The sequence below is a fragment of the Campylobacter sp. TTU-622 genome (genome assembly GCF_016598965.1).
In the GTDB taxonomy this organism is placed as follows: domain Bacteria; phylum Campylobacterota; class Campylobacteria; order Campylobacterales; family Campylobacteraceae; genus Campylobacter_D.
The window spans coordinates 20,597-41,071 of record NZ_JAENKR010000004.1 but is presented as its reverse complement, the minus strand read 5'-3'; the positions used below and the strand labels follow the sequence as shown (position 1 = coordinate 41,071).

At 27.5% G+C, this 20,475-nt stretch carries 19 protein-coding genes; 12 read left to right on the top strand and 7 right to left on the bottom strand.

What is annotated here, in order from left to right:
• Positions 1-2 precede the first annotated feature (2 nt).
• Complete coding sequence (locus tag JG677_RS01275) at positions 3-443, top strand: hypothetical protein (protein WP_325099496.1); 441 nt, start codon at positions 3-5, stop codon at positions 441-443.
• A 3-nt stretch (positions 444-446) separates the two neighbouring features.
• Here the strand turns inward: JG677_RS01275 and rpsR are convergent, their stop codons facing one another.
• From rpsR to rpsF, 3 genes are read right to left on the bottom strand one after another with little or no spacing between them, the layout of a single operon-like run.
• Complete coding sequence (gene rpsR, locus JG677_RS01270; protein ID WP_131162951.1) at positions 447-707, bottom strand: 30S ribosomal protein S18; 261 nt, start codon at positions 705-707, stop codon at positions 447-449.
• Positions 708-718: 11 nt separating this feature from the next.
• Positions 719-1,261 (bottom strand): single-stranded DNA-binding protein, encoded by a 543-nt coding sequence (locus tag JG677_RS01265; RefSeq protein ID WP_200284738.1) that lies wholly within the window; start codon positions 1,259-1,261, stop codon positions 719-721.
• A gap of 8 nt (positions 1,262-1,269) precedes the next feature.
• Entirely contained in the window at positions 1,270-1,647 is a 378-nt protein-coding gene (rpsF, locus tag JG677_RS01260) for a 30S ribosomal protein S6 (protein ID WP_200169562.1), read from the bottom strand.
• Between the two features lie 211 nt (positions 1,648-1,858).
• Here rpsF and JG677_RS01255 point away from each other — a divergent pair, with 211 nt between their 5' ends.
• Both JG677_RS01255 and JG677_RS01250 read left to right on the top strand, forming a co-directional pair.
• Positions 1,859-3,133, top strand: a complete 1,275-nt coding sequence (locus JG677_RS01255) for an MFS transporter (RefSeq protein WP_200217401.1) — start codon at positions 1,859-1,861, stop codon at positions 3,131-3,133.
• Positions 3,130-4,131 carry a sugar phosphate isomerase/epimerase family protein gene (locus JG677_RS01250; RefSeq protein ID WP_200217402.1) on the top strand — a complete coding sequence of 334 codons (1,002 nt, stop codon included), beginning with the start codon at positions 3,130-3,132 and terminating at the stop codon, positions 4,129-4,131. The genes JG677_RS01255 and JG677_RS01250 overlap by 4 nt, the downstream gene beginning before the upstream one ends.
• Here the strand turns inward: JG677_RS01250 and JG677_RS01245 are convergent.
• The 4 genes from JG677_RS01245 to JG677_RS01230 all read right to left on the bottom strand — a co-directional run bounded on the left by JG677_RS01245 (position 4,124) and on the right by JG677_RS01230 (position 7,906).
• Entirely contained in the window at positions 4,124-4,978 is an 855-nt protein-coding gene (locus tag JG677_RS01245; protein WP_200169565.1) for a VirK family antimicrobial peptide resistance protein, read from the bottom strand. The two genes, JG677_RS01250 and JG677_RS01245, sit on opposite strands and share 8 nt — an antisense overlap.
• Positions 4,975-6,078 (bottom strand): RIP metalloprotease RseP, encoded by a 1,104-nt coding sequence (rseP, locus tag JG677_RS01240; RefSeq protein ID WP_200169566.1) that lies wholly within the window; start codon positions 6,076-6,078, stop codon positions 4,975-4,977. The genes JG677_RS01245 and rseP overlap by 4 nt, the downstream gene beginning before the upstream one ends.
• Positions 6,075-6,599, bottom strand: a complete 525-nt coding sequence (pgsA, locus tag JG677_RS01235; protein ID WP_200169567.1) for a CDP-diacylglycerol--glycerol-3-phosphate 3-phosphatidyltransferase — start codon at positions 6,597-6,599, stop codon at positions 6,075-6,077. Before pgsA ends, rseP begins: the two co-directional genes overlap by 4 nt.
• 218 nt (positions 6,600-6,817) lie before the next feature.
• Complete coding sequence (locus JG677_RS01230) at positions 6,818-7,906, bottom strand: CinA family protein (protein WP_200169568.1); 1,089 nt, start codon at positions 7,904-7,906, stop codon at positions 6,818-6,820.
• 103 nt (positions 7,907-8,009) lie between these two features.
• On the opposite strand from JG677_RS01230, the gene ileS reads away from it, so the two are divergent.
• The 9 genes from ileS (at position 8,010) to JG677_RS01185 (ending at position 20,464) form a co-directional block, all read left to right on the top strand.
• Positions 8,010-10,766 carry an isoleucine--tRNA ligase gene (ileS, locus tag JG677_RS01225; protein ID WP_200284736.1) on the top strand — a complete coding sequence of 919 codons (2,757 nt, stop codon included), beginning with the start codon at positions 8,010-8,012 and terminating at the stop codon, positions 10,764-10,766.
• 106 nt (positions 10,767-10,872) lie between these two features.
• Entirely contained in the window at positions 10,873-12,237 is a 1,365-nt protein-coding gene (gatA, locus tag JG677_RS01220; protein ID WP_200169570.1) for an Asp-tRNA(Asn)/Glu-tRNA(Gln) amidotransferase subunit GatA, read from the top strand.
• Positions 12,238-12,245: 8 nt separating this feature from the next.
• Complete coding sequence (gene guaB, locus JG677_RS01215) at positions 12,246-13,703, top strand: IMP dehydrogenase (RefSeq protein WP_200284734.1); 1,458 nt, start codon at positions 12,246-12,248, stop codon at positions 13,701-13,703.
• The gene (gene xseB, locus JG677_RS01210; RefSeq protein ID WP_200217409.1) at positions 13,700-13,873 is read left to right on the top strand and encodes an exodeoxyribonuclease VII small subunit; all 174 of its coding nucleotides are present in this window, start codon (positions 13,700-13,702) and stop codon (positions 13,871-13,873) included. The genes guaB and xseB overlap by 4 nt, the downstream gene beginning before the upstream one ends.
• A complete protein-coding gene (locus tag JG677_RS01205; protein ID WP_200284731.1) occupies positions 13,866-14,651 on the top strand; it encodes a carbon-nitrogen hydrolase family protein in 786 nt (261 codons plus the stop codon). Before xseB ends, JG677_RS01205 begins: the two co-directional genes overlap by 8 nt.
• 18 nt (positions 14,652-14,669) lie before the next feature.
• Positions 14,670-16,487, top strand: a complete 1,818-nt coding sequence (locus JG677_RS01200) for a motility associated factor glycosyltransferase family protein (RefSeq protein WP_200284729.1) — start codon at positions 14,670-14,672, stop codon at positions 16,485-16,487.
• A gap of 138 nt (positions 16,488-16,625) precedes the next feature.
• Positions 16,626-17,921: a UDP-N-acetylmuramate--L-alanine ligase gene (gene murC / locus JG677_RS01195; RefSeq protein WP_200284727.1), complete on the top strand. Its 1,296-nt coding sequence runs from the start codon at positions 16,626-16,628 to the stop codon at positions 17,919-17,921.
• Entirely contained in the window at positions 17,914-18,264 is a 351-nt protein-coding gene (locus JG677_RS01190; protein WP_131162936.1) for a hypothetical protein, read from the top strand. The genes murC and JG677_RS01190 overlap by 8 nt, the downstream gene beginning before the upstream one ends.
• The gene (locus JG677_RS01185) at positions 18,257-20,464 is read left to right on the top strand and encodes an endonuclease MutS2 (protein WP_200284725.1); all 2,208 of its coding nucleotides are present in this window, start codon (positions 18,257-18,259) and stop codon (positions 20,462-20,464) included. Before JG677_RS01190 ends, JG677_RS01185 begins: the two co-directional genes overlap by 8 nt.
• Positions 20,465-20,475 lie beyond the last annotated feature (11 nt).

Genomic DNA, 20,475 nt, shown 5'->3' with positions numbered 1-20,475 from the left:
ATATATTAATCAGTGTTGTTTTTTTAATTACTTTAGTTTCTTTTCTTATAAATTTAAGTTTTAATATTTCAAGTTATATACCAAGAATGTTAAGAGATGAATATTATTATATTCAAGCTAGAATTTTAAGTCTTAATGCAAAAGAACTTTCTAAATATTTTTTATATAAAGCTAAGCAAGAAGGTAAAGAATGTATTGATTTTGTAAAATTTAATTATCCAAAATACAATGACATAGTAAGAATTGATTATTTTTATCCTATTGCTGAGTGTGATAATTTTAAATTTAAAAATATCAATCAAGATGCCAATCTATCAAAAGATGGAGTTATTATTATAAATATTAGTATTCTTTTAAATTCAAATCAAGCAGTTAATGAGGAAATTTTTATCAATAAAAAAGAGTTAATTTATACAAACCAAGACTTTTGGAAGTCTTGGTAAATATTATAAACCTTCAAAAGGGTTTTCTTTAACTTGTTTTCTATCTACTATATAAGGGATAAGAGCCACGTGTCTTGCACGTTTAATTGCAACTTCAACCATTTCTTGGTATTTTTTGCTTGTTCCAGTTAAACGACGTGGCATAATTTTAAATCTTTCAGATAAAGCGTGTTTTAACATTGCAGTATCTTTATAGTCGATAAATTCAACTTTTGCTTCTGTATATTTACAATATTTACGTGAGTATTTTCTTTTTTCTGCCATAATTTTTTCCTTTAAAATGGTAAATCTGTATCATCGCTTTCGTAAGCGTCAATATCTATTTCTTTAATTTTTTCTTGGTTTTGGCTAGGACTTTGTTTTTGTGGAGCATTTTGTGGAGCATTTTTTCTAAAATTATCACTCATATAAGGATCATAGCTTTGACTCTCATAATTGTTGTTATAATTTCCATTATAGTTATTTGTATTATTGAAATTTCCATTTTGCTGTGGAGCATTTCCACCTAGCATTTCCATATTTTCAACCTGAACACTATGTTTAGAGCGATTTTGACCATTTTGATCACTCCATTGTTCAAATCTCAAACGACCTTCTATAAGAATTTTGCTACCTTTAGAGAGATATTGATTGGCTATTTCAGCCATTCTTCCATAGAAAGTAATATCAATAAAACAAGTTTCTTCTCTTTTTTCTCCATTTGTTGTAAATCTTCTAGTTACAGCAATAGCTGAAGCTCCTATAGCATTACCACTTTGTGCATAACGCATATCTATATCTCTAGTAAGATTTCCTACCAAAACAACTTTATTAAACATTTTTTTCCTTATTGAATTTCTGGAGCCTCTATAGGTTTAATTTCTTTTTTTGATTGCTTAATACCTTGGCTAAGCTTTTCCCATGCTGCAATTTCTTTTTTATTTTCATATTTTACAATTAAAAATCTTATCACTTCTTCAGTAATTCTTAAAACCCTTTCAAGTTCTTTGATTAAATTTGTAGGAGCTTTAAAATAAATTACAAAATAAGTTCCTCTTTCATATTTTTTGATTTTATATGCAAGTTTTCTAGTTCCCATTGGAACAGTTGTTTCGATGCTTGCACCATTTTTTGTAAGGACTTCTTTAATGAATTCCAACTTAGTATTTACTTCCTCTTCTGTTAAAGTAGGCTTTAAAATAAATAAAACCTCATAATGTTTCATTGTTTTCTCCTTGTGGATATTAAGCCTTAAAGATTATCTCTTGTAGGCAAGGAACTTAACATTATATCAAAAAATACTTAATATATACTTTTTAAAATTATTACAAAAAGTTACAAAATTTTAAACATTGATAATAAATTTTTAATATATGATTAATATTGATTTATTTTTAGTTATTATTTATTTCAAATTAATTAAAAAAGGTTTTATTATGTCAAATAATAAACAGCCTATTCGTTGGCTTACTTTTATTGTTTTGGTTATGGGTGGAGGGACTGTATTTAAACTTTCTTCATTAAAAGATGCTTTTTATGTACCTATGCAAGAATTTATGAGTCTTAGTAATACTCAAATTGGTCTTGCTCTATCTGTTTATGGTATAGTTCAAACAATCGGAAATTTTGCTTCTATTTATATTGCTGATAGATTTTCTAAAAAAATTCTTATCCCTTTATCGTTAATTTGTGTTGGACTTATTGGAATTTATATTTCAACCTTTCCTTCTTTTTATGGAATTTTAATTGCTTGGGGATTACTTTCTTTATTTGGAGAAGTGATTTATTGGCCTGTGTTATTAAAAGCTATCCGTTTGCTTGGAGACTCTACACAACAAGGAAGACTTTTTGGATTTTTAGAAGCAGGACGCGGAGTTATTGATACTATAGTTGCTTTTAGTGCTTTAGGAATTTTCTTATTTTTGGGTTCAGGTGCTGGTGGTTTAAGAGCTGCTATACTTTTTTATAGTGCTTGTGTAATTGTAGCTGGAATTTTGGCTTATTTTTTACTTGAAGATGATAAAATAAATACCAAAGATGAAAAAGGTAATGAGATTAGTAAAAATAAAGCTGCTTGGAATGGAGTATTAAAAGCGGTTAAAACACCAGAAATTTGGGTAGTATCATTAACTATTTTTACCATTTATTCAGTTTATTGCGGGCTTACTTATTTTATCCCTTTTTTAAAAGATATTTATGGTATGCCAGTAGCTTTAGTAGGTGCTTATGGAATCATTAATCAATATACTTTAAAATTGGTTGGCGGACCTATTGGGGGATATTTAGCAGATAAAAAATTTCACTCATCTACTAAATATTTACGTTTTGCTCTTATTTTGGCCGTTATTGCAATTTTGATTTTTATTTTTATGCCTCATCACAGTTTAAATATCTATTTTGGAATGAGCTTAACTCTAGGTTTTGCAGCTTTAGTTTTTACAATGAGAGCAACATTTTTTGCTCCAGTAGATGAAATTCAAATCCCAAGAGAAATTAGTGGGGCAGCTATGAGTATAGCTTGTATATTTGGATATTCTCCGCAACTTTTTTGCTTTGCACTTTATGGTTTTATTATTGATAAATTTCAAGGTTTGTTTGGATATCAAATTGTTTTTGGGCTTATGGGATTTTTTGCAATTTGTGGAGTTATTGTAACTTCGATTTTACTTAAAATGATAGCTAAGAAAAAATTACAAGGAGTAATTCAATGAAAATAGGTTTAGAGACAGAAAGTATGCATCTTTGGTTTCAAAATGGTAAAATGGATATATTTTCTTATATAGATTTTGCTAAAAATTTAGGATGTGATGGTGTTATTATAAATATTATTAAAGATTTTGGATTAGATGAAGAGTGGGGATGTTTAGGAAGTGATGATGAAAAACATCTTTTAAAGATAAAGGCTAAGCTTGATGAATATAAAATGTATTGTGAAATTGATGCTAAAGGTTTTGATTTAAACAAATTTGAAAAAATCAGTAAAGTTTGTAAAATTTTAAATGCAGATATTATAAGATCTTATGTGCCTTTAACTGATAACACCAAAAAGGTAAAAAATGCAAGTGATGGGGCTTTTGATGATTCTAAAATTACTGCAAGATTTAATAAAGAAGAATTTTTAAGCGTAGCCAGTGAGATTAAAGCTTTAATTCCACTTCTAGAAAAAAATAACTTAAAACTTGCAATTGAAAATCACGAGTATCAAACATCTACTGAATTGCTTGAGCTTTTAAATTTAATCAATCATCCTAATATCGGCTTTTTGTATGATTTTGGAAATTCGATGATGGCTTATGAAGATCCAATTGTTGCTTGTAAAAATATGGCTAAATATACTTTTAGTACTCATTGTAAAGATCATATTGTTTTTATAGAAGATGATACTGCATATGTTTGTGGAGTTCCTTTGGGTGATGGTAATTTAGATATAAAAACTTGTATTAAGATTTTAAAAGATCAAGGTTTAGAAAGGATAAATATAGAGCAATGTTTTCCATATTGTGCTACTTTTAAAAGAGAAAAAGGTACAGGTGGAGTAAAAGAATTAGGTAGTGGAGCTTTTAAAATAGAACAACCTTTGTTTAATGATTTAAAAGCGATGCAGTATTATTATCCTCAAGAAGTTTCAAATGAATATTTAGAAAAACTTTTAAAACTTCAAAAACAAGGTTGTGAAAAAAGTATTAAATATTTAAAAAGCATTATTTAGACAAAATTTGATTTAAATTTTGTCCAATTTCTTTAAACATAATAAAACGTTTTTTATACATAGAGCGTTTATTGCTAGGTATTTCTTCTAGACTTTTTTGTTCGTGTGAAAGCTCATAATATTTGTGATTATTTATTTTAACGAGCTTTCCTCCATTTTCAAGCCAAATTTTTTTATAATTAACAAAATAACCTTTATCATATCCCTTTTGAGATCTGATTTGGTTTTTTTCATAAACTCCAAGTGTAACGTTAAGTTTTAAACATTTGCAAAGTATTTTAACACATTCTATAAGTAAAGCTATAGGACGTGATCCATGACATTTTTTGGTAAAGATTTTATTTATATCTAAAGCATTAAAATTAGCGTGTTTATAACCTTGAATGCAAGAAATTAAAAGATTGTTTTCCAAAGTAAAACAAAAACAACATTGTTCAATAATATGCTTTTGATATTTAAGAGAAAAAGCCCAAAAACCTTCTTCGTGGACATGATGATTTTTTCCTAAATAAAGTTCAAAATCTTCACCAAAATTAAAGATAAGTTGATCTTTGGGTAAAAATTTAAAATTTTTAAGTCCTTGATTTGCGTCATAGATTAAAGTTTTGACACGCTCATTTGCATTAAAACTTTTATCACAAAATCTTCTTATGGCGTTATAGCAAATTTCTGGTTTATTAAAAAAATTTTTTAAATGTTTGTTTTCTTCTATATTTAGTGTTTTTTCGAGAAATCTAATTTGAGGATAATATAAAAGTTTTCTTAAATAAAAACGTATGCGACGTCTAAAGCTAATCATTTTACTTTTATCATCAAATTTTGGCGTAGGGAATTTAAATTGATTCATTGTATTATTCTTTTAATATCATTAAATGTTGCAAAAAGCATTAAGGCTAATAAAATAGCCATACCACCATAGCTTAAATATTCAAAAACTTTTTGTGGAACCTTACGTTTAAAAATCATTTCATATAAATTAAAAAGTATGTGCCCTCCATCAAGCATAGGTATAGGCAAGAGATTTAAAATTCCAAGATTAATGGAGATTAAAGCTGTAATAATTAAAAGCATCGAAATACCATTATGCGCTGCTTTAGAAGTTATATCGACCATAGTGATAATGCCACCTAAATTTTTTGCATCAATTTCAGAACTTAAAAGTTTTGCTATACCTTTTATGATAAGTGTTGAAGCATTTAAACTTTCATCATAGGCATATTTTAAAGCACTAAAACCTTTATAATATATAGTACTTAGCTCTCCATTTGGTGAAATTCCAATCAATGGCTTTTGAACTGGCTGTAAAAATTCATTATAAGAAGATGCTATTTTTGGTGTTAGTTCTATTTGTAATTTTTCATTATTTCTTTGGATTAAAATTTGTAATTTTTCATTTTTAACTAGTTTAGAAATTTCATCAAAACTTTTAATTTTATGATTATTGATCTCTAAAATTGTATCATTTTTTTGGATTCCTGCGTGAAAAGCAGCAGAATCTAAAGCTACATTTCCAACTATAGGAGAAAATTTTTGTATGCCTAAATTTGCGATTATGATATAAAGTAAAAAAGCTAAAAATATATTAAAAAATGGTCCTGCAAAAAGTATGTAAATTTTTTTTATAGGATTTAAAACACTATAGCTATCTTTATCTAAATTTTCAACCCCTGGTCTCATATCATCTTGTCCTTTGAGTTTTACATAACCTCCAAGTGGCAAGGTGCTTAATCTATAAATTGTTCCTTTAAAGTTATATTCTAAAAGACTTTTTCCAAATCCTATGCTAAAAATTTCAACCTTTACTCCTAAAGATTTTGCTGCCAAAAAATGTCCAAGTTCGTGGAAAAAAATTAAAAATGAAATAACCAATAAAGTAACAAGAAAATTAATAGAATAAAATTTAAATCCTATTATAAGAATTAAAGCTAAAAATAATAAAGATCTCATTTTCTTCCTTTTATATAAGCATAAATATATTCATAGCCAGAATAAAGAGTAAGGATTAAAGCAATATAAAGCAAAATTTGTGCGAAGGGCCACTGCATTATTAAAAACCCAATAGCTACCATTTGAAATCCGGTTTTTAATTTTCCAGCAAATGATGCGCTAATATCTAAATTTTCACTTACCATAACGACGCGAAATCCTGTGATAAAAAATTCTCTTACCAAGATAATATAAATAATCCACTCATTAGCTCTACCCATCATTAAAAGTCCAATAAATGCTGCTAAAATGAGCATTTTATCAGCTAAAGGATCTAGAATTGATCCAAGTTTTGTTATTTGTCCCCAAGTCCTAGCAATATATCCATCAAAAAAATCACTTAAAGCAGCTAAAGAAAAAGTTAAAGCCGCAAAATAATTAATCCAACTTTGATGAATTTCTTCAAAAGAATGAGTAAGTAGAAAAAATAATAAGGGTGCAAATATAATTCTTAAAGATGCTAAAGCATTTGGCAAATTCATAAAAAACCTTAAAATAATAAAATTAATTATATTTTATAAAAATAAGACAAAAACTTGGTAAAAATTTTTAAAAAATAAGAATAAAATTTTTATAACAATTAAAATTTTCTCAATATTATATATTTTAATTTATTACTTAAAGTAATTTAAATATTTGTCAATTCTTTTTTAAATACTAGTTAGATTTAATTATAACATACTATGAAAGTAAAAAAATATTAAAATTCAAAGATTTCTGGTTTTAATTTAAGCATTAAACAAAAGGCCCCTAAAACTGCTTGTTCTTTTACAAATTCCCTATCTCCTTTAAGATAGAGTATTTCTTGTATATAGGTTCCATCTTTAAACATTGCTCCAATGTAAATTGTTCCTGCTTTATGTTCTTTAATATCTTCTTTATCTGCTATACCACTGATTGCTAAAGCAAAATCTGGTTTAGCAGTTTTAAAAATACCTTTTAACATAAAATAAATACATTTTTCACTGTATGCTCCATTATTTTCTAAAATATCTTCGCTTATCCCAAGCCATTCGTGTTTAATACGATTAGAATAGCTTACAATAGAACCTTCAAAGATTTGACTAATTCCTGGAATTTGAGTAATTGTTGATGCACAAAGCCCCCCAGTACAACTTTCAGCGAAAGAAATTTTCATATTTTTTTCTAAGAGTTTTTTACTTATAAATTCAATAGGATCTTTTCCTAGGAAAAATTTTTGTCCGAATAAATTTTGAACACTTTTTAAAAAACTTTCAAGTTTTCCATATTGAGAACTTGAGACTCTAATAAGATTTATATGTTCTAAAAGCTGGGTAACTTTGATTTTTACTTCATAAGATTTTGTTAGAGTTTCAAGTAGTAAGCTTGCACTTTGGCTATCTATACCAAAAAGACAAAAATATTTAAAATTTAGTGTTATTTCTCCGATTAAATTTGGGATTGTATGATTTGTTTGAATTTTTAAAACATTAATTTTACAATTTGCAAATTTAATCATAAAGCTATCTTTTTCGTAAAGAGATTTACTTGGAACAAGAGTATTTTCTTCTAAAACAAGATTATCTTCATTTAAAGTTGCAAGAATTTTTGCTACAGTAGGATAATATTCAAAGCTAGAAAATATAGTAATAAAATCGTATTTTTGCATTAAATTTTCAAGTAAAAATGGCAAATCTTTATCAGTTTTATTTTGGATCTTAATTTCATTTATCTCTTTAAATTTTTTTTCATAAACTCTATAAATATAATTTTTATAATTTGTATTGGCAATAATCTCATCTCCTAAAATAAAAAGCAAATGTTTCATTATATATTTCCTTGATATTTATACTAATTTAATATTATATCTAAAAACAAAGGCTAAATTAAAGCTATTTAGAGTAAAATTACATTATTTTTTAGGTGGATTTATGGATTATAAAAATACTTTACTTTTGCCAGATACAAGTTTTCCCATGAGGGCTAATTTAGGTGAAAATGAAAAGCAACGTTTTTATAAATGGTTTGATAAAAATTATGCTTATGAAAAAATAAAACAAAAACGTAAAAATGCAAATAAAAGTTTTACTTTACACGATGGCCCTCCTTATGCAAATGGTCATATCCATATAGGACATGCCTTAAATAAAATTTTAAAAGAAACTATTATAAAACTTCATTATTTTCAAGGCGAAAAAGTTCGCTTTACTCCAGGTTGGGATTGTCACGGACTTCCTATAGAACAGCAAGTAGAGATAAAAATTCAAGATAAAAAACATTTGCTTAGTAAAAATCAAATTAGAGAATTATGTCGTGAGCACGCTAAGGAATTTGTTAATATTCAAAAGCAAGAATTTAAAGACTTAGGCATCATTGCTGATTGGGATAAGCCTTATCTTACAATGGATTTTACTTTTGAGGCAAATATCTATAGAACTTTATGTCAGATTGCAAAAAAAGGTCTTTTATTAGAAAGATCTAAGCCTGTTTTTTGGAGTTGGGCTGCAAAGTCTGCTTTAGCGGAAGCTGAGGTAGAGTATCAAGATAAAGAAGATTATTCTGTTTTTGTAAGTTTTGATTTGGATCAAATTTCTTGTGAAAAATTAGGGGTAAAAAAAGCTAGTGCAGTAATTTGGACTACCACACCTTGGACTTTGCTTGCAAATCAAGCTATTGCCTTAAATCCTGATGAAATTTATGTTTTAACAAAAGAAGGATTTATTTTTGCCAAAGCTTTGCTTAAAAACATGGTAGAAAAAAATCTTACAACAGGAGAGATAGAAAAAGAATTTCAGGCTAAAGATTTAGAAAAATTAGAAGCAATCAATCCTTTAAATTCAAGAAAGTCTATTTTAATTCTTGCAAATCATGTTTTAATGGAAGGTGGAAGCGGGCTTGTGCATACAGCTCCAGGACACGGAGAAGATGATTATTATGCTTGTTTGAAATATGATATTGAAACCATAATGCCGGTAGATGATAGTGGTTGTTATGATGAAACTTTAAGACTTAAAAAACTTTTACCACAAGATTTATTAGATGAATTTATCGGACTTCACGTTTTTAAAGCAAATGAAAGAATTTTAGAACTTTTAGGAGAGCATCTTTTGCATTCTTCTAAATTTATACATTCTTATCCATTTTGCTGGAGAACACATAAGCCAGTAATTTATAGAGCGACTAAGCAGTGGTTTATAGTAATGGATGAACTTAAAAATGGAAATACTTTAAGAGAGTGCGCTAAAGAGCAAATTGCTAAAGTAAAATTTTATCCTCAAAGTGGTATTAAAAGAATTGGCTCTATGATTGAAAATCGTCCTGATTGGTGTATATCAAGACAAAGGGTTTGGGGAACTCCTATAGCCTTTTTTAGAGATAAAAATTCAAAAGAAGTAATTTTGGATGATGAAATTTTAGAATTTATTGCAGATATTTTTGAAAAACAGGGTTCTGATGCTTGGTGGAGTCTTGAAATAAAAGATTTATTACCGCCTAATTCAAAATATGAAGCACAAAATTTAGAAAAGATCAATGATATACTTGATGTTTGGTTTGATAGTGGAAGTACTTGGAATGCTGTTTTAAAATCTTGTAATTATGATGCAGGAGAATTATCTGCTGATATGTTTTTAGAAGGAAGTGATCAGCATAGAGGATGGTTTCAAAGTTCTTTGCTTACAAGTGTTGCTATTAATAATCAAAGTCCATTTAAAAGTATTTTAACACACGGTTTTAGCATTGATGAAAAGGGACAAAAAATGTCTAAGTCCAAAGGTAATGTAATAGCTCCAAATTATGTTGCTAAAACTTATGGAGTAGAGATTTTAAGATTATGGGTTTTATTAAGTGATTATTCAAGTGATTTAAAAATTTCAGATAATATTTTAAAACAAGTTAGTGAACAATATAGAAAAATTAGAAATACCATAAGATTTTTACTTGCAAATATTAATGATTTAAATGATTTAAATGTTAAAGAATTTTCTTTTATAGATCAATGGATACTTTCTAAAGCTAAAATGGTATTTAAAAATACTAAAGAATCTTTTAAAAATTATGAATTTGCAAAAGGTTTTAATTATCTTCTAAATTTTTTAAGCTCTTATTTAAGTGGAATTTATTTAGATATTAGCAAAGATAGACTTTATTGTGAGCAAAAAGATAGCTTAAAAAGAAGAAGTACTCAGGTAGCTATGGCTTTAATTACTAAAGAATTATTTAATATTTTAGCACCTTTTTTCACTTATACCATTGATGAAGCTTTAGAGCATAGTAATAAAATTATAAAAAATAATGATATAGTAGATGTATTTGATCTTAGTTTTAATGAAGAATTAAATATAGCTTTTGATATAGAAGATAAATTTTTGTTAGAAGCAAGAGAAAAATTCTTTGAAAAAATAGATATTTTGAAAAAAGATAAAATTATTAGATCTACTTTAGAACTTAAGCTTTATACCACTTCATCTTTTATTTTAAATTTAGATAAAGATGAAATGATTGATTGGTTTATGGTAAGTGATATAAGCATAGATGAAAATAATGAAATTCTAAGCGAATTTGAAGTTAATAATGAAAAATTTATTATTTCGAAAGCTAAAGAGTATAAATGCCCAAGATGTTGGAGATTTAAAGCTATAAAAGAAGAATGTTTATGTGATCGTTGTTCTAAGGTATTGGATTTATAATGTTTTTAGAACCTATGCCTTTTAGTATTATAATTGCAACGATTGTTATTGTTTTGCTTTTAAGTGCCTTGGCTGTATTTTTTATAAAATTAACAAAGGATAAGAAATGATTACTTTAAAAGAAGCTTTGACATATTCTAAAGAAGAACTTGCAAATTTAAAAAAAGAATTAAATGAAAAAGCAAAAAAGCAAAAGCAAATTGGTGCCTTTGTTGAACAATTTCTAGATAAAGATTTAACAGATAGTATAGAAGGTATTCCAGTTGCTATTAAAGATAATATTTGTGTAAAAGATTGGGAGCTTACTTGTGCTTCAAAAATTTTACAAGGTTATGTTTCTCCTTATGATGCAAGTGCTATAAAAAAATTAAAAGAAAATGGTTTTTCACCTTTTGGACGCACTAATATGGATGAATTTGCTATGGGAAGTTCTACTGCAAATTCTTATTACGGTAAAACTTTAAATCCTTTAGATTTTAGTAAGGTTCCAGGTGGAAGTAGTGGTGGAAGTGCCGCTGCAGTTTCTAGTGGTTTAGCTTTAGCAAGCTTAGGAACAGATACAGGTGGATCAGTAAGGCAACCCGCTGCTTTTTGTGGATGTGTAGGTTTTAAGCCAAGTTATGGCCGCATTAGTCGTTATGGCTTGGTAACTTATTCTTCAAGTCTTGATCAAATTGGTGTTTTAACTCAAAATGTAGAAGATGCTGCTTTACTTTATGATGCGATCGCAGGATATGATGAATTAGATAGCACGAGTGCTAAAATAGAATTTGCCAAAACAGCACCAAATTTAAATTCTGATAAAAAATTAACTATAGCTGTTATACAAAATTATATTGATGAGGCAAGTACTGAAGTAAAACAAACTCTTTTAAAAACTATAGAATTATTAAAATCATATGGGCATAATATTATTTATAAAAATTTACTTGATTCTAAATTTGATATAGCAGCGTATTATATTATCGCTGCAGCTGAAGCAAGCACAAATTTAAGTCGTTATGATGGAGTGAGATTTGGACGAAGAAGTGAAAAACAAGATAGCTTAAATGAAATGTATATCAATACAAGAAATGAAGGATTTGGAGATGAGGTTAAGCGTCGTATTTTATTAGGAACTTTTGTTTTGAGTAGTGGGTATTATGATGCTTATTATATAAAAGCTTTAAAAGCAAGAACTTTCATCAAAAATAAATACAAAGATATTTTACAAGATTGTGATCTTATTTTTATGCCAGTTACCCCAACTACTGCTTTTTCTTTTGATACTCAAAAAACTCCTATGCAAAATTATTTAGAAGATGTTTATACGATTTCAGTGAATTTAGCAGGACTTGGAGGTATTAGTATTCCTGTAGGAAAAGATAAAAATAATCTTAATATTTCGGCTCAGCTAATATGTAAGCAATTTGATGAGCAAACTCTTTTAGATGGTGCATTAAATTTAGAAAAAATTATAAAAAATAAATAGGGATTATTATGAAAATCATTAAACGTGCTTTAACTTTTGAAGATGTGCTTTTGTGTCCAGGATATTCTGAGGTTTTACCTAAAGAGGTAAAAATTGATACAAAATTAACCAAAAATATCACTTTAAATATTCCTTTAGTATCTGCAGCTATGGATACAGTAACTGAACACAGAGCAGCTATTATGATGGCAAGACTTGGCGGTATTGGAGTAATCCATAAAAATATGGATATAGCTTCACAAGCTAGAGAAGTTAAAAGGGTAAAAAAAAGTGAAAGTGGTGTAATTTATGATCCTATTTATATAGGTGCTAAAGCTAGTGTTAAAGAAGCTTTAGAACTTATGGCAGAGTATAGAATTTCTGGCGTTCCTGTTGTTGATAAAAATAAAAAATTAATAGGAATTTTAACTAATCGTGATTTAAGATTTGAAAGTAATTTAAATAATTTAGTTGAAAATGTAATGACTAAACCACCTTTAATCACAGCTCCAAAAGGTTGTACTTTGGATGATGCAGAGAAAATTTTTAGCACTAATAAGGTTGAAAAACTTCCTATAGTAGATGAGAAAGGATATCTTGAAGGTCTTATTACTATAAAAGATCTTAAAAAGAGAAAAGAATATCCTAATGCAAATAAAGATAAATTAGGAAGATTGCGTGTAGCAGCTGCAATTGGAGTGGGTCAAATGGATAGGGCTAAAGCTTTAATTGAAGCAGGTGTTGATGCTATAGTTCTTGATTCAGCTCATGGGCATTCAAAAGGAATTATGGATACTATAAAAGAACTTAAAAAAACTTATTCTAATGTAGATATAATAGCTGGTAATATAGCTACTGCAAAAGCTGCTAAAGCTTTATGTGAATTAGGTGTTGATGCTATTAAAGTAGGTATTGGACCTGGGAGTATTTGTACAACAAGGATCGTTTCAGGAGTTGGAGTTCCTCAAATTTCAGCTATTGATGAGTGTGCTTTAGAAGCTGCTAAATTTAATGTTCCTGTTATAGCAGATGGTGGGATAAAATATTCTGGAGATATTGCCAAAGCTTTAGCTGCTGGGGCAAGTTCTGTGATGATAGGTTCATTGCTTGCTGGAACAAATGAAAGCCCAGGAGAGCTTTTTACTTATCAAGGAAGACAATATAAAACTTATAGAGGTATGGGTTCTCTTGGTGCTATGCAAAAAGGAAGCTCTGATAGATACTTTCAAGAAGGAACAGCACAAGAGAAATTAGTTCCAGAAGGCATAGAAGGACGCGTGCCTTATGTTGGAAGTATTAAAGATGTGGTTCATCAGCTTTTAGGGGGTTTGAGATCTTCTATGGGTTATGTAGGAGCAAAGGATATACAAGAATTTAAAGAAAAAGCTGAATTTGTAGAAATTACTAGCGCAGGTTTAAAAGAAAGTCACGTTCATGATGTAACTATCACACACGAAGCGCCAAATTATAAGGTAAATAATCAATGAGTTTTGAGGAAAAATTAGAAAAAGCTAATGAAGCTTTAGAGAAATTAAACAATGATGAATTAACTTTAAATGAAAGTGTTAAAATTTACAAAATTGGTTTAGAAAATATCAAAAAAGCTAGAATGGAATTAGATAAAGCAAAATTAGAGGTGGAAAAAATCAATGAGTAAAATAGCTGCTTTACAATTTCCTACTTTGGCTTTAAGTGAGTCAAGACTTGATTATTATTTGCAAGCTTCAAAAGAAAGTGGTGCAAATTTAGTTGTACTTGGAGAATATGTTATCAATAGCTTTTTTACAGAATTGCTTTCTATGCCAAAAAGTATGATTAAAGAACAAAGCGAAGTTAAAAAAGAAAGTCTTATAAAACTTTCTAAAAAATATGATTTAGAAATTATTGCACCTTTTATCAGCGTGGAAACTAAAGGATATAAAAAAACCTGTCTTAAAGTTTCGCCTAAGATGATTAAAATTTATGAACAACAAATTTTAATGCCCTATACTCATTGGAATGAAAAGGCTTTTTTTAACAATAAAGAACAAGACGAGCTTAAACTTTTTCATTTTAGCTATGAAGGATTAAAGTGTGCATTAATTTTTGGTTTTGAGGCTCATTTTGATATTTTTTGGAAAAAAATTATGGAAAAAAAGATTGATCTTGTTATTATTCCTACTGCTTCTACATTTGAAAGTAAAAAACGTTGGGAAGAGCTTTTAAAAATAAGAGCCTTTTTAAATCATACTAGTGTTTTAAGGGTTAATCGTATAGGGACTTCAAAACATAGTGAAGAATGGAATTTTTATGGCGATACTATGTTTATTAATGCTTTTGGGGAGATAGAAGAAAAGCTTGGAAATGAAGAAGAAATGCTTATTGTAGAACCAAAAAAAGCTAACGAAGCAAGAAATTTATGGGGATTTGATAAAATTATAAAAAATAAAATTTGATATTTCTTAGGATTAAATGTGGATATTTTTTTTAAAAATATAGAAAGTTTAAAGATCTCAAATTATGATCTTGCTTCAAAAATCTTAACCTTTTTAAATGAGTCGAAATTAAGCTTTAGAATAGATGAAAATTTAAATATTTATGATTCTCAAAAAAGGTATTTATATGAAAATAAGGAGCAAATGAATCAATTTATCAGTTCTATTTTCAATGAAAGTAAAAATTATCCTTTTATTTTTATCTATGGTATAGCTAATGGGGAATTGATTAAAAATTTAAGTTATAAATATAAACATATTTTTGTTTTTGAAAGTGAAATTGAACTTTTAATTTTAGCTTTAAATATTGTAGATATCAGCGAAGAATTAAAAAATTATAAAATTATTTTATTTGATCCTAATGCTTTTGATTTTGAAATTCAAGTTGCTATGTTTTTTGATCATCAAGATATACTTGAATATTTAAGTTTATATAGGCTTTTTACTAGTTCTTTATATTATAAAGATTTTTTTAATAATGAGATATTAAAAGTTAATGAGATATGCATAAAAATGGCTGATGTAGCTATAAGAAATGCTGATAGAACTTGCTATCTTCCTCTTTTAACTTATAAGCAATTTCTTTTCAATACTCCTAAAATGTTAGAAAATATTCCTTTTCAAAGACTTATAGCTCAAAGAAAAAATGCCTTTGATACAGCCATAGTAGTTTCAGCAGGACCTTCACTTACTAAACAACTTCCTTTACTTAAAAAATATCAAAATAACGTTTTTATTTTTTGTGCTGATGGAGCTTTAAACATCTTGCTTAAAGAAGACATTAAACCTGATTATGTAACAAATTTAGATTTTTCTGATGAACCAATTAATTTTTTTAAAGATGCATCCTTTAATAATACTTTAATAATGCTTGAATGTGCAACATCACCAAATGTTGTTGATTTTTTAAAAAAAGAAAAAATTATTCTTTGTATTAGAAATAAACCTTTGTATATGCGTTATGATTTAAATGATTTTGGCTATATAGATACAGGAACTCATGTAAGTCATTTCTCTTATACTCTAGCTCTTGCTTTAGGATTTAAAAATATTATTATGATAGGACAAGATTTAGCTTATGATGAAAAAGGAAATTCGCATTCTGAAAATTATATTTTTGGAGTAGATAATGAAAGCACAGATAGTATTCAAAGGTTAGAATGTTTAGCTTATGGAGGCAAAGGGAAAGTTTTAACCCATAGAACTTGGAATGATTATCGTATCAAATTAGAATACCTTTTTGCTTGCAATAAAGAAGTAAATTTTTATAATGCTACAGAGGGTGGAGCAAGGATAAATTTTACCAAAGAAGTATCTTTTAAAAATGCTTGCGAAACTTTACTTCATAAAGAAAAACCTAAATTTGAAAATTTAAAACCCTTAACTAAAAATAGAAGTGCTAAACTCATTGCTAAATTCTTTGAAAAATTAAAACAAGATAAGCAAACTTGTGAAAATTTATTAAATGATGCTAAAGCTTTAAAAGATGCATTAGACAATATTTTAAGTAAAGATATCATCTTGCCACAAGAATTTTTACAAAATGTTTATCAAAATATAAGTAGTTTTAATAATACTTTAGCAAATGATGAGTTTGTGCAAGATGAAACCTTAAGAGGTAATTTTGTTTATCGTGGATATTTGATTTCTTGCGCTATAAGAGATAAGAATGATGAGAGAGAATATTTGTTTGCTTATATAAAAGCTTATAAAGAATGGTTGCAAGAATTTTTAGAAAAATTAAATACTAAGTATGAAAATATCCTTGAAGCTTTAAGTATAGGGCAATATAAATAAATTTTAATTTTATAAAGTGATTTTTATCTAAAAAATTTAAAATTTTTTAGATATTTTTTATCAAGATTTTTTAGGGGTATTTTAGTGAAAAAGTGTTAGAATCTTTACTTTTGATTTCTTAAGATATTTGAGGCAAAGATGCAAAAAATTCATTTTATAGGTATAGGTGGCATAGGTATTTCAGCATTAGCAAGATTTTTAAAAGAGAAAGGTTTCATAATCAGCGGGAGTGATTTAAAAGAGAGTAAAATCACTAAAAAGCTTGAGAGTGAAGGTGTATGCGTATCAATCCCACACAATAAAGAAAATATTATCGGAAAAGATTTAATAATCTATTCAGCTGCTATAAAAGAAGAAAATCCTGAATTTAAATATGCTAAAGAATTAGGTATAAAAACTCTTTCGCGTAAAGAAGCTCTACCTTTGATTTTGCAAGATAAACGTGTTTTTGCAGTTGCTGGAGCGCATGGAAAAAGCACTACTTCAAGTATTTTAGCTTCTTTAATACCAAATTCATCAGTTATTATCGGTGCTATTTTAAAAGAATTTGGATCAAATATGATTTATAAAGAAAGCGAGAATCTTATTTTTGAGGCTGATGAAAGTGATAGTTCATTTTTAAATTCAAACCCTCATTTAGCCATAGTTACAAATGCAGAAGCAGAGCATTTAGATCATTATGGTAATGAAATTTCAAGGCTTCATCACGCTTATACTAGTTTTTTAGAAAATGCTAAGATTCGCGTTATTAATGCAGAAGATGAATTTTTAAAAGATTATAAAGGTGAAGCTTTGCGTTTTTATCCTAGCAAAGATATTAAAAATTGTGTTATGGAGCTTGAAAATTTTAAACCTAAAACAAGTTTTGAGCTTAAAAATCTAGGTCGTTTTAGTGTATTTGGTATGGGTTATCATTTAGCCATTGATGCTTCTTTAGCAATTTTAGCGGCATTAAATTATGAAAATATAGAGCAAATTAGATTGAATTTAAAAAAATATCAAGGTATTAAAAAAAGATTTGATATTTTATATGCTGATGAAGATTTGGCTTTAATCGATGATTATGGTCATCATCCAACAGAGATTAAAGCTACTTTAAATGCTGCCAAAGAATATGCAAAATTAGCAGGATATAAAAAAATAATTGCTATTTTTGAGCCTCATCGCTATACACGTTTATTTGCAAATTTAAAAGAATTTGTTTTAGCATTTAAAGATGTTGATGAACTAATAATTTTACCTGTTTATGCTGCAGGAGAAGAAAAAATAGAAATTGATTTAAAAAAACATTTTGATAATGCCTTATTTGTTGATGATATTAAAAGAGAGGGTAAATTTTTAGTTACAGATAAAGGAAGAGTCTTTGATAAAGGTTTGATTATAGGTTTTGGAGCAGGAGATATTAGCAATAAATTAAGGCAAAATAATGAGTAAAATTTTATTTTATCTTTTAATTATTTTAATTTTACTTTTAATCACTCTTATGTTGCGTAAAAAACTAGGATCTAAAACCAAACCTTTTTTTGTAATTTTACTTTTAGCTACTATTATTTTTTCTGTATTTTTTGAAATACAAAATATTAAAAAAGCAGAAAAAAATCGTGAAGTTCTTACAGCTTTTAATCAAGGTAAAAGCATCATTTGTAAAGATTTAAATATTTCTAATGATTATTTTAATTATGAATTTGGCACAGCGAGTTTTATTTCTAAGGATAACAATCTTAGCTTTAAATCTTTAATTATTGATATAAATCATTGCAGGTTAAAAAATGAGTGAAAATAAAGAAGAACTTATATCAAAATTGGATTTAAATGGTTATTTAGAAGAGTTTAAATCCTTTTTTTCAAGGGATAAAGATATATTTTTACAAGGCGATTCTTCACTTCATTTAAAGCGTATTGATGAGCTTTGCAAGATCAATTTCCCGCAAATTCCAGAAGTTTTAAATTTGGATAAAGCTTTGGCACATTTAAGCAAACAAGGGGTTTTGCATTTAGATGAAATCTATGAGTTTGTGAAAATTTTTTGTTATTTTGAAAAACTTAAAAAAATTAATTTTGGATTTAATCTAGACTCTTGGCTTGAAAAAATTCAGCTTTCAGAAGAAATTTTAGAACTCACCTTAAAATTTGATGATAAAGGAGAACTAAAAGAAAGTTTAGATGAAAGACTTATAAATTTAAATACAGCTTTAAGACTTAAAAATGAAGCCATAAGAGCCGAGTTTAAAAAACTTATTTATACTAAATCGCTTAGTCCTTATTTAATCGATACGCAAATTCATTTTATCAATGGTTTTGAAGCATTGCTTGTAAGAGGAGGGTTTAATTACACTTTAAAAGCTAAGATTATAGCTAGAAGTAGTAGTGGAGGTTTTTATATTATCCCTTTAAATATTGAAAATTTACAAGATGATATAGAAAAAATTAAAAATCAAAAAGAAGAGATTTATTATGAATATGCCAAAAATTTTTCTATTTTTCTAGCTAAAAATCTACCTTTTTTGAAATTTATTAATAGTGCTTTTGATTTATTTGATCATTATAGTGCTAGAGTTTTGCTTGCTAAAAAGAAAGATTATGAATTTATTTTATGTGAGAATTCAAATGAAATTATACTTAAAGATTTTGCGCATCCAGCTCTTGATAATCCAAAAAGCATTTCTCTTGATTTTAAAAAGCAAGTTTTAATCATCACAGGAGTAAATGCAGGCGGAAAATCTATGCTATTAAAATCTTTACTCGCTGCTGCTTTTTTAGCCAAACATCTTTTACCTATGAAAATAAAAGCAAATGAAAGCAAAATAGGCTCTTTTAAAGAATTTGATGCTATTATTGAAGATCCGCAAAATGTTAAAAACAATATCTCAACCTTTGCAGGCAGGATGCTTCAAATCTCCAAACTTTTTACTAAAAAGAATTTATTATTAGGAATTGATGAGATAGAACTTGGAACAGATTTTGAAGAAGCTGCTTGTTTATATAGTGTTATTATTTCTCATCTTATAAAAAATAAACTTAAAATCATCATTACAACACACCATAAGCGTCTTGCTATGCTTTTAGCACAAAATGAAGAAGTTGAACTTATCGCTGCTTTATATGATGAAGAAATTTCAAAACCAAAGTATGAATTTCTAAAAGGTACTATAGGAAAATCTTATGCTTTTGAAACAGCTTTGCGTTATCAAATTCCAGCTAATTTAGTAGGAGAAGCTAAAAAGCTTTATGGCGAAGATAAAGAGAATTTAGAAGTAATGGTGAGTAAAAATATCAATCTTGAACTAGAGCTTAAATCTAAGCTTCAAAATATACATAAAAAAGAGCAAATTGCTGATGAGATTTTACAAAATCTAAAAGAACAAAGGCAAAAACAAGAAGAAAAATTTAAAAATACTCTAAGAGAATTAGAATTTAAATTTTATAAAGCCATAGAAGAAGCTAAAAAAACTATAAATTTAAAAGATATTAAAGAAAAACAAAGAAGTTTAAATAAAGCCAATGAGCTAAAAAAAGAAATTATCTTGCCAAGTATAAAACAAAATGAAGAGCTAAGAGTAGGAGATTTTGTAAAATATGAAAAGATTAAAGGGGTGATTAAAGCTATTTCTAAAAATGAAGCTTTGATAGAATGTGAAGGGCTTAATCTAAGAGTAGGACTTAATTTGCTTAAAAAAAGCGTAGCGCTTCCTAAAAAAAGTCCTAAAACAAATATAAGTATTACTAAGCCAAGCAATTTAAATATCACTTTAGATTTACACGGACTTAGAAGCGATGAAGCCATTTCTAGGCTTGATAAATTTATTTCAGATGCTTTGATTGCTGGGTTTGATGAAGTTTTAGTATATCACGGCATAGGAACAGGAAAGCTTGCTTTTGCTGTAAAAGAATTTTTAAAAACACATAAAAGTGTAAAAAGTTTTAGTGATGCACCGATCAATCAAGGTGGTTTTGGTGCTAAGGTAGTGAGGTTTTAGAAAGGTTAGTT

Coding starts and splice junctions, on each gene's coding strand:
- rpsR (WP_131162951.1), bottom strand. CDS start 707: ATGGCAGAAAAAAGAAAATACTCACGTAAATATTGTAAATATACAGAA.
- JG677_RS01265 (WP_200284738.1), bottom strand. CDS start 1,261: ATGTTTAATAAAGTTGTTTTGGTAGGAAATCTTACTAGAGATATAGAT.
- rpsF (WP_200169562.1), bottom strand. CDS start 1,647: ATGAAACATTATGAGGTTTTATTTATTTTAAAGCCTACTTTAACAGAA.
- JG677_RS01255 (WP_200217401.1), top strand. CDS start 1,859: ATGTCAAATAATAAACAGCCTATTCGTTGGCTTACTTTTATTGTTTTG.
- JG677_RS01250 (WP_200217402.1), top strand. CDS start 3,130: ATGAAAATAGGTTTAGAGACAGAAAGTATGCATCTTTGGTTTCAAAAT.
- JG677_RS01245 (WP_200169565.1), bottom strand. CDS start 4,978: ATGAATCAATTTAAATTCCCTACGCCAAAATTTGATGATAAAAGTAAA.
- rseP (WP_200169566.1), bottom strand. CDS start 6,078: ATGAGATCTTTATTATTTTTAGCTTTAATTCTTATAATAGGATTTAAA.
- pgsA (WP_200169567.1), bottom strand. CDS start 6,599: ATGAATTTGCCAAATGCTTTAGCATCTTTAAGAATTATATTTGCACCC.
- JG677_RS01230 (WP_200169568.1), bottom strand. CDS start 7,906: ATGAAACATTTGCTTTTTATTTTAGGAGATGAGATTATTGCCAATACA.
- ileS (WP_200284736.1), top strand. CDS start 8,010: ATGGATTATAAAAATACTTTACTTTTGCCAGATACAAGTTTTCCCATG.
- gatA (WP_200169570.1), top strand. CDS start 10,873: ATGATTACTTTAAAAGAAGCTTTGACATATTCTAAAGAAGAACTTGCA.
- guaB (WP_200284734.1), top strand. CDS start 12,246: ATGAAAATCATTAAACGTGCTTTAACTTTTGAAGATGTGCTTTTGTGT.
- xseB (WP_200217409.1), top strand. CDS start 13,700: ATGAGTTTTGAGGAAAAATTAGAAAAAGCTAATGAAGCTTTAGAGAAA.
- JG677_RS01205 (WP_200284731.1), top strand. CDS start 13,866: ATGAGTAAAATAGCTGCTTTACAATTTCCTACTTTGGCTTTAAGTGAG.
- murC (WP_200284727.1), top strand. CDS start 16,626: ATGCAAAAAATTCATTTTATAGGTATAGGTGGCATAGGTATTTCAGCA.
- JG677_RS01190 (WP_131162936.1), top strand. CDS start 17,914: ATGAGTAAAATTTTATTTTATCTTTTAATTATTTTAATTTTACTTTTA.
- JG677_RS01185 (WP_200284725.1), top strand. CDS start 18,257: ATGAGTGAAAATAAAGAAGAACTTATATCAAAATTGGATTTAAATGGT.